Source organism: uncultured Photobacterium sp. (assembly GCF_947039875.1).
Taxonomy (GTDB): Bacteria; Pseudomonadota; Gammaproteobacteria; order Enterobacterales; family Vibrionaceae; genus Photobacterium.
The window spans coordinates 18,579-27,949 of record NZ_CAMRAN010000049.1; the positions used below are offsets into that span (position 1 = coordinate 18,579).

11 protein-coding genes are annotated in these 9,371 nt (G+C 39.7%); 10 read left to right on the forward strand and 1 reads right to left on the reverse strand.

From position 1 onward, the window contains the following. Nucleotides 1-152 precede the first annotated feature (152 nt). The gene (locus Q0V26_RS14805) at nucleotides 153-365 is read right to left on the reverse strand and encodes a VF530 family protein (protein WP_065167185.1); all 213 of its coding nucleotides are present in this window, start codon (nucleotides 363-365) and stop codon (nucleotides 153-155) included. Nucleotides 366-1,971: 1,606 nt separating this feature from the next. Here Q0V26_RS14805 and Q0V26_RS14810 point away from each other — a divergent pair. The 10 genes from Q0V26_RS14810 to Q0V26_RS14855 all read left to right on the forward strand — a co-directional run bounded on the left by Q0V26_RS14810 (nucleotide 1,972) and on the right by Q0V26_RS14855 (nucleotide 9,211). Next, on the forward strand, nucleotides 1,972-2,370 hold the full coding sequence (locus Q0V26_RS14810) for an ATP synthase subunit I (protein ID WP_297483131.1): 399 nt from the start codon (nucleotides 1,972-1,974) through the stop codon (nucleotides 2,368-2,370). A gap of 1 nt (nucleotide 2,371) precedes the next feature. After that, the gene (atpB, locus tag Q0V26_RS14815; RefSeq protein WP_297483133.1) at nucleotides 2,372-3,139 is read left to right on the forward strand and encodes a F0F1 ATP synthase subunit A; all 768 of its coding nucleotides are present in this window, start codon (nucleotides 2,372-2,374) and stop codon (nucleotides 3,137-3,139) included. Between the two features lie 51 nt (nucleotides 3,140-3,190). Continuing rightward, the gene (gene atpE, locus Q0V26_RS14820; protein ID WP_036791577.1) at nucleotides 3,191-3,427 is read left to right on the forward strand and encodes a F0F1 ATP synthase subunit C; all 237 of its coding nucleotides are present in this window, start codon (nucleotides 3,191-3,193) and stop codon (nucleotides 3,425-3,427) included. Between the two features lie 52 nt (nucleotides 3,428-3,479). Continuing rightward, a complete protein-coding gene (gene atpF / locus Q0V26_RS14825; protein ID WP_080155449.1) occupies nucleotides 3,480-3,950 on the forward strand; it encodes a F0F1 ATP synthase subunit B in 471 nt (156 codons plus the stop codon). 14 nt (nucleotides 3,951-3,964) lie between these two features. After that, entirely contained in the window at nucleotides 3,965-4,513 is a 549-nt protein-coding gene (locus Q0V26_RS14830) for a F0F1 ATP synthase subunit delta (protein WP_297483151.1), read from the forward strand. A gap of 12 nt (nucleotides 4,514-4,525) precedes the next feature. Then, entirely contained in the window at nucleotides 4,526-6,067 is a 1,542-nt protein-coding gene (gene atpA / locus Q0V26_RS14835; protein WP_297483154.1) for a F0F1 ATP synthase subunit alpha, read from the forward strand. Between the two features lie 57 nt (nucleotides 6,068-6,124). After that, nucleotides 6,125-6,997 carry a F0F1 ATP synthase subunit gamma gene (gene atpG / locus Q0V26_RS14840; protein ID WP_297483157.1) on the forward strand — a complete coding sequence of 291 codons (873 nt, stop codon included), beginning with the start codon at nucleotides 6,125-6,127 and terminating at the stop codon, nucleotides 6,995-6,997. Between the two features lie 21 nt (nucleotides 6,998-7,018). Then, nucleotides 7,019-8,404 (forward strand): F0F1 ATP synthase subunit beta, encoded by a 1,386-nt coding sequence (atpD, locus tag Q0V26_RS14845; protein ID WP_080155453.1) that lies wholly within the window; start codon nucleotides 7,019-7,021, stop codon nucleotides 8,402-8,404. Nucleotides 8,405-8,420: 16 nt separating this feature from the next. Next, entirely contained in the window at nucleotides 8,421-8,864 is a 444-nt protein-coding gene (locus Q0V26_RS14850) for a F0F1 ATP synthase subunit epsilon (RefSeq protein ID WP_080155454.1), read from the forward strand. 284 nt (nucleotides 8,865-9,148) lie between these two features. Further along, complete coding sequence (locus Q0V26_RS14855) at nucleotides 9,149-9,211, forward strand: prepilin-type N-terminal cleavage/methylation domain-containing protein (RefSeq protein WP_297483165.1); 63 nt, start codon at nucleotides 9,149-9,151, stop codon at nucleotides 9,209-9,211. Nucleotides 9,212-9,371: the final 160 nt, after the last annotated feature.

Below are 9,371 nucleotides of genomic sequence, written 5' to 3' on the forward strand. Positions count from 1 at the left end.
GCATAGTAATTAACAGATGAATAGTCATAACATCTTTTGGCGTAATGTAATCTTGATGAAAAAATTTTATACTGATTAATATGTAAGTAGTGTTACAAGCCGCTAGATGTCAGTTTTTAAAGGTCAATGTAGCGGCTTTTTATCTATGTTTATTAGCGAACCATATCAAGATACAGGTTTTCAACTTTAGTACGTGCCCACTCAGTCTTACGTAAGAACTTGAGGCTAGATTTGATGCTTGGATCATCATTAAAGCAACGAATGTTAATCCGTGCCCCTAATTCATTCCAGCCGTAATGCTCAACAAGTTCAATCAATACTTTTTCTAACGTAATGCCGTGTAGCGGATTATTTTTCTGTGTCATGTTATATGCCGTCTTTGTGACTAATTTAAAATATTGAGTTATTCGCTGTTAGTGTAACTGACAATGGCTTGATTACCCAACATCGTTTTTAGTGCTATCGGAGATGATTGATTTAGATTACGGTTGTTTCAATATAAATAGAATGGACTAAGAAGGTATTGAAATTTTTTGTTAGTACTCCGTGTTATTCATAACGCTATTAATTGTAAATTTTAAAATAACGATGGCTACCATTTGAAATGGCCTAATAATATTGTAATAACTTAATTGGTGGTTTTTTACTAATATTATTGAATTTCCCCTGCGTAATAAAGCACATTTTTGATACCTATTTCCGACTAAATGATTGGTTGCTAATTGCAATAACTCACCATGAATACTACAAATAATAATGCTTTTTGTTCGCATGTTTTGATATTCAAATAATGAATAGTTATATCGATTACCATGAGTTTTTTTGCATCAACGATAAATATTTTTGTGTTTTTATATAATCATTATTTGCGTATTTTTGGCAACCACTCCCGCGTAAATGTGCATCTGCACGTTGAGTGAAAATACTATGAATAAGACAAGTTATGTTTATTTTTTGAAGTGTGTTGGTATAGCTTATCTCTGAGTATTGGTAACAATGGTATTTGCTTTTTCAATGTAGACAGTTTGTGAATAATGATAAGAAGAAGCACATTTAGGGCACCCTTTTCTAGTAATATGCGTATTGGGACGTTATTTGAAGTTGTTATGAATATGACAGTGAATGATCCCCTTTTGTGACGTCCTATCACATAGGAATTCTTTGTGAGTATATTCGTCACCATGAATAGTTCTCGATCATGTAATAAAGCGACTAATATTCATTTTTAACTTTCCTGAGTAGACAAGGCAACCATGCCCAGCAAGATGAGCAAAAAATCCCATGGATTGAGCTGGTAATAATGCTTTTAGTTTTGGCGTTTATATAAACAAAAAAAGCATAACTATACCGTTGTTTATGACGATTTTTTGCTCTTTCAATAAAAAGGTTATTATTTCTTAATTTCTAAATGGTGTTTTTTTGAATGTTTTTTGTTACGTAAATAATTTAATTTGTGTTAATTATTTATATTGAAATGATAATGATCTAATTACTGAGAAATAATATTTTGTATAAGGTTAATAGGAAGGTGAATATTTCTTTAATGTAAACATAAGCTAAAATATGTTAATGATTATTTATGCGTAATATTCACATTATGATGTGAATGTTAGGTTGCAATATTAAGCGCCAAAAATAGAAATCATTGTTTGCATTTATTTTGATAGCTATCGTAAAACTGATCACGTAGATTTTATACCGCGGACATTAAGACTTAAAGGTATTGAAAAATAACACTATTAACAAGAAGTGTTAATTAGTGCGGTTCTATGTTAATAGAATTAATAAGATTGGTGTTTGGGGTTATTATTAAGATGAATGGTAAATTTGAAGTGATTTAATATTCACATTGCTTCAGGGTGAAATTGTATTGATAAGCTATTAATTAATAGTTTTATATTTTATTTAATAGATACAAGCAAAATAAGGAGCCGTAATAATTAAGATACAGACGGTGTAGAGGATTTAAATATGAAAGCAGACTCAGGTTGTAACGATATTATTTCTGCAGCAAAAATCATATTACTCGGCCAATTAATATTTGGATTTTTATTTATAATATTTATTTATATTACAAATAATTCGTTTGGTGTGAAATCTGCAATTATAGGTGTGGCGATCGCTGTTATTCCTTCATTGCTTGGACTTGGTAGTGCGGCATATAAATTGAAGATGAATATAGACGTTAGTATCAGATATTTAGCCAAGCTTAACTCGCTAGTTAAATGGGTTTATACCGCTTTAATGATATTAACGGTGGTTCGTTTTATATCCGTTGATAACAAAATTATGTTGTTAGCGTATAGCGTTACATTTTTAGGGTGCTTTTTAACTCCGATACTTAACAAACCTCAATTTAGGATGACGTAAGGTGGAATCAGTAACTACCGCTCACGATTATATTGAGCACCATCTAACATTCTTCACTGTGGGTAAGGGTTTTTGGAGCATTAACATTGACTCCATGCTCATAGTTTGGTTGTTAGGTTTACTGTTTATCGGTGTCTTTAGATATGTTGCTACACGAGGAACCAGTGGTGTTCCTGGTAAATTGCAATGTTTCATTGAGATCACTTATGAATTTGTAAATGACCTTGTTAAGGAAATTTTTCAAACCAAAGATAAGTTAATTGGGCCATTGGCACTAACTATTTTTGTTTGGGTTTTCTTGATGAACGCAATTGACTTATTACCGGTTGATTTTATTCCTGCACTTGCTCGCCTACTTGGTTTTGAGCATTTCCGTGAATTACCTTCAGCGGATGTCAATGTACCGATGTCAATGGCGCTTGGTGTATTTATGTTAATCATAATTTACACGTTAAAAGCAAAAGGATTAAGTGGTTTTATTAAAGAACTCACGACACAACCTTTTGAAAGTCCATGGCTTTACCCGGTGAACTTAGTTTTGGAGTTAGTGACATTAATTTCAAAACCAATTTCTCTCGGTCTTCGGTTGTTCGGCAACATGTACGCAGGTGAAATGATTTTCATCCTAATAGCATTGATGCCGTGGTGGATGCAGTGGGCACTTAGCGTTCCATGGGCATTATTCCACATTCTTATTGTGTTCCTTCAGGCCTTCATCTTTATGGTACTAACCGTTGTGTACCTTGCGATGGCAACAGAAGAACATTAATAAACTAAGTTCGATTTACGTTTTAACTATTTAATAATTTTGGAGTCATTCATGGATATTGTAAGTGCAGTTCTTTATGTTGCTGGTGCACTACTGATTGGTTTGGGCGCTGCTGGTGCGGCGGCTGGTATTGGTAACTTAGCAGGTAAATATCTTGAAGGTGTTGCACGTCAACCTGATCTTATGCCGATGTTACGTACGCAGTTCTTTATCATGATGGGTCTTGTCGATGCGGTTCCTATGATTGGTGTTGGTATTGGTCTTTACATCATCTTTGCTGTGGCTTAATAGCTAAAACTACCGTTATTTATCATAACGTTATTTAAATAGTGAGGATGGTATGAATTTAAATGCAACCATGCTTGGTCAAGCAATCTCCTTCGTGATTTTTGTTTGGTTATGTATGAAATATGTCTGGCCGCCGCTTACCGCGCTAATAGAACAACGCCAGCGTGATATTGCAGATGGGCTTATTCATACTGAAAACGCAGCGAAAGAACTTGATATCGCAAAAGCGAATGGTGCCAAAGTTCTTGAAGATGCGAAGAAAAGTGCGAGTGAGTTAGTTGAGCAAGGTAATAAGCGTCGAGCACAAATTATCGAAGATGCCCATGCAGAAGGCGAGAAAGAGAAAGCCCGTCTTGTAGCGCAAGGTCAAGCAGAGTTAGAAAGCGAACGTAATCGCATTCGTCAGGAACTACGTGCTGAAATGTCCGATATGGTCATTGAAACAGCAGAGAAACTGATCAATCGCAATTTGGATACTGATGCTAACCGCGATCTCGTCAATAAACTTATCACGGATATGTAAGCGGAGAGCACATTATGTCAGATCCACTAACCATTGCTCAGCCCTATGCCAAAGCTGCATTTGATTATGCAGTTGCTAATCAGGCATTGGAACAATGGGAGCAAATGTTGACCATCGCAGCAACGGTTGCTAGTCAACCAATCATTACTCAACAGATTGAAGACAGTGAACAGTTTGGTGCTAACGATTCAGCAGCGTTTACTGACATGTTCTTGGGCGTTTGTGAAGGTCTACTGGATGAACATGGCCAGAATCTGATCAAAGTAATGGCTGAGAATGGACGTCTAAATGTGATCGTTCAGGTTGTTGAATTGTTTCGTGAGCTTAAAGATGATTATGAACGCATGGTTACTGCGCATGTCACCACAACTGAGCCATTAAGCATTCAACAACAAGCCAATTTAGTACAGGCGCTGCAGAAAAAATTAAATCGTAGTGTTGAGCTTGATTGCCACATCGATGAAACGCTAATAGGCGGCATACTGATCAACGCTGGAGAACTGGTAATTGACGGTACGCTTAAAAGCTCTATCAACCGACTCGCAACGAGCCTTCAGGCGTAATAGGTAATAGATATGCAACTAAACTCGAACGAAATTAGCGATTTAATTAGACAACGAATCGCAACCTTCAACGTGACAAGTCAAGCGCGTAACGAAGGAACTATCGTCTCTGTAAGCGACGGTATTATTAATATCAATGGTCTTGCTGATGTTATGCAAGGTGAGATGATTGAACTTCCTGGCAACCGTTATGCGTTAGCACTTAACTTAGAGCGTCACTCTGTAGGTGCGGTAGTGATGGGCCCTTATGCTGATCTTGCAGAAGGCATGAAAGTAACAGGTACTGGTCGTATTCTTGAAGTTCCTGTAGGTAAAGGTTTATTAGGGCGTGTGGTTAATACCCTTGGCCAACCTATTGATGGTAAAGGTGCTATTGATAATGACGGTTTCGCACCGGTAGAAATCATTGCTCCAGGTGTTATTGACCGTAAGTCGGTTGATCAGCCTATCCAAACAGGTTACAAAGCAGTTGATGCAATGGTTCCCATTGGTCGAGGTCAGCGTGAGCTAATCATCGGTGACCGTCAAACGGGTAAAACAGCGATGGCGATTGATGCCATTATCAACCAGAAAGATTCTGGTATTTACTCGGTGTATGTCGCGATTGGTCAGAAAGCATCAACCATTGCCAACGTAGTGCGTAAATTAGAAGAAAATGGCGCCCTACAAAATACTATCATCGTGGTTGCTTCTGCTTCAGAAGCTGCAGCACTACAGTACCTAGCACCGTATGCTGGTTGTACTATGGGTGAATATTTCCGCGATCGCGGTGAAGATGCACTAATTGTCTATGATGATTTGTCAAAACAAGCAGTAGCTTACCGCCAAATTTCACTATTGCTTAAGCGTCCACCGGGTCGTGAAGCCTTCCCTGGTGATGTGTTCTACCTTCACTCACGTCTACTAGAGCGTGCATCACGTGTAAATGCTAACTATGTTGAGCGTTTCACTCATGGTGAAGTAACAGGTAAAACGGGCTCATTAACTGCGTTACCGATCATCGAAACTCAAGCAGGTGACGTATCAGCATTCGTACCCACTAACGTAATTTCAATTACTGACGGTCAGATTTTCCTTCAGACTAATCTGTTTAATGCAGGCTTACGTCCAGCGGTAGATCCTGGTATTTCAGTATCACGTGTTGGTGGTGCAGCCCAGACTAAGATCATCAAGAAATTATCAGGCGGTATTCGTACTGCACTCGCGCAGTACCGTGAATTAGCCGCATTTGCGCAGTTCTCATCGGATCTAGATGACGCAACCCGTAAGCAGCTTGATCATGGTGAGAAAGTAACAGAGCTAATGAAGCAAAAGCAGTATTCACCAATGTCTGTAGCGGAGCAAGCACTTGCTATTTTTGCTGCTGAAAAAGGTTATTTGAACAGTGTTGAGTTATCTCAAATTGGTGCATTTGAAGAAGCATTAATGGCATTTGCTAAGAGTCAACATGCAGAATTACTTGCTTCAATTAATGAATCAGGTAATTACAACGATGATATCGAAGCAAGTCTGCATCAGCTTCTAAAAACATTCGTTGATACGCAGTCGTACTAAGTAACGAGAATACTTTCCGTCCAAACGACGCAGTATGAATGTAGATAGGAGCTAACCATGGCAAATGCAAAAGAGATCCGCACTAAAATCGCTAGCGTACAAAATACGCAAAAGATCACTAGTGCAATGCAAATGGTTGCCGCAAGTAAGATGCGTAAAGTTCAACATAACATGGAAGCTACCCGCCCTTACGCAGAGAATATGCGTAAGGTGATCGGACACTTAACTTCCGGTTCGTTGGAATATAAGCATCCCTATCTTGAAGAGCGTGAAGTAAAACGAGTCGCTTACATCATCATTTCCTCAGACCGAGGATTATGTGGTGGTTTGAACATTAATTTGTTCAAGAAAGCCATGGCCGATATGCGCCAATGGCGAGATCAAGGGGTTGATGTAGATACCACCTTGATCGGTTCAAAAGCAATTTCGTTTTTTCATCGCTTCGGCAACGTAATTGCACAAACATCAGGTATTGGTGATGAGCCAAAATTAGAAGATATTTTAGGCCCGGTTAATGCCATGTTGGAGTTTTTCGACGAAGGCAAAATTGACCGCTTGTTCCTGGTTTACAACGAGTTTGTAAATACTATGGTGCAAATGCCAAAGGTAACCCAACTGTTGCCTAACCCGGAACTTGAAGAGACAGCATCTGAAGATGTGAATAAAGCAAGTCGCTGGGATTATATCTATGAACCTGATCCTAAACCGATCCTCAATGAATTGATGCTTCGTTATATCGAATCACAAGTCTACCAAGGCACCGTTGAGAGTATCGCTTGTGAACAAGCAGCACGAATGGTTGCAATGAAAGCTGCAACAGATAATGCGGGTGAGCTGATTAATGATCTTCAGCTTGTATATAACAAAGCCCGTCAAGCAGCAATCACCCAAGAGCTAAGTGAAATCGTAGCTGGGGCACAAGCCGTTTAAACAGAATTTTAAGGACATCAAATGAGTATTGGTAAGATTGTCAAAGTCATCGGCGCTGTCGTTGACGTTGAATTTGATCAAGATAGCGTGCCTCGAGTATATGATGCGCTTACCTTAAGTGATAGTGAGCATGCAGCATTAGTATTAGAAGTGCAGCAGCAAATTGGTAGCGGTGTTGTTCGTTGTATTGCAATGGGTTCATCAGACGGTCTTCGTCGTGGTTTAGAAGTGGTTAATACTAATGCGCCAATTTCTGTACCAGTAGGTGAAGAGACCCTCGGCCGTATCATGAACGTATTGGGTACCCCAATCGATGAGTGTGGTGAAATCGGTGAAAAGAAAAAATATGCTATTCACCGTGCTGCACCTTCATATGAAGATCAATCAAACAGCTCTGAATTACTAGAAACTGGCGTTAAGGTAATTGACCTTATTTGTCCGTTTGCGAAGGGCGGTAAAGTGGGCTTGTTTGGTGGTGCGGGTGTAGGTAAGACCGTTAACATGATGGAGCTTATCAATAACATCGCCAAAGCACACTCAGGTCTATCAGTATTTACCGGTGTCGGCGAACGTACTCGTGAAGGTAATGACTTCTACTTCGAGATGAAAGAAGCCGGAGTGCTTGATAAAGTTGCCATGGTTTACGGTCAGATGAATGAGCCCCCAGGTAACCGTCTACGTGTAGCGCTAACTGGTTTAACTATCGCAGAAAGTTTCCGTGATGAAGGCCGTGATGTTCTTTTATTTATCGATAACATCTACCGTTACACACTTGCGGGAACGGAAGTATCTGCATTGTTAGGCCGTATGCCATCAGCGGTAGGTTACCAACCAACATTGGCTGAAGAAATGGGTGTACTACAAGAGCGTATTACCTCAACTAAAACAGGTTCTATCACCTCTATTCAAGCGGTATATGTACCAGCCGATGACTTGACTGACCCATCACCAGCAACAACCTTTGCTCACTTAGATGCAACCGTTGTACTGTCTCGTAATATCGCTGCATTGGGCCTATACCCTGCGATTGACCCATTGGATTCAACTTCACGTCAGCTTGATCCATTGGTTGTTGGTCAGGAGCACTATGATGTTGCTCGTGGTGTGCAGACAGTACTTCAGCGTTATAAAGAATTAAAAGATATTATCGCTATCCTTGGTATGGATGAGCTATCTGAAGAAGATAAGCAAACCGTATCGCGTGCACGTAAGATTGAACGTTTCTTAACGCAGCCTTACCACGTAGCGGAAGTATTTACCGGTCAAAAAGGTATTTTCGTTTCTCTTAAAGAGACTATCGCAGGCTTTAAAGGCTTATTAAGCGGCGAGTATGATGACATTCCAGAACAAGCATTCTTGTACTGTGGTGGCATTGAAAATGTACTTGAAAAAGCGAAAACTTTATAAGGCTTGAGGAGGCATTATGGCTATTGGCGTTACCGAGAACACGTTCCAGCTTAATATCGTAAGTGCTGAAGGACCGTTGTTCTCTGGTCCAGCTCACGCGCTGGCAGTTTCAGGCTCCGATGGTGAGTTGGGTATTCGCCCTGGTCACTCGCCTTTATTGAGCCGACTAAAACCTGGTGTAGCAAGCTTTGTCACAAATCTGAAGGATCCCGAAGAAATCCTTTATATTTCTGGCGGTATAGTTGAAGTTCAGCCCAACGTAGTAACTGTACTTGCCGATACGGCAATGCATGGGAAGGACATCGATCAAGCCCGCGCTGATGAAGCTCGTCGCGCCGCCGAAGAAAACATCAACAAGCATGCTGATGATGTTAACTTCGCAATGGCGGAAATGGATTTGGCGAAAGCAATGGCACAATTACGTGCGGTTGAATTGACCCAGAAACAGATGCGTCGTTAAATCAGTTGGAATAAAACGCTAACCGTGTGTTATGGCTAAATCACCATAGCGATAACATGTGGTTATTATCTTATGCTTACTGGTTCCCGTCTCTATAGGTCTCCAGCCTAATACCAAGGGACAAAGTAATAGATATACAGGATGTTATTTATTATTGGTGAACGTAAGTTTACCGTCACTATCTAAAGCCCCTGTTCTGTACCGAGAGCAGGGGCTTTTTTTGTGGAGGCTATCTGTCATATTTAGGTGTGCGGTTATAATTGTGAATAGTAATGATTATTGAAATGAAAAATAAAGGTTTTACATTAATCGAATTGGTGGTTGTGATTGTTACTTTAGGAATCTAAGCCGTTGTTGCTGCTCCTAAATTATAGGATTACAAGTACAGATTGAAAGGTCTTGAAGATTCGGAAGTGTTAATTATCCTTATGGCTTCGTTAATCGTCATAAAGTTACCTGATTACCACCGAGCTTCAGCCAAAGTTAATAACTTCTCAGGCATCGGTG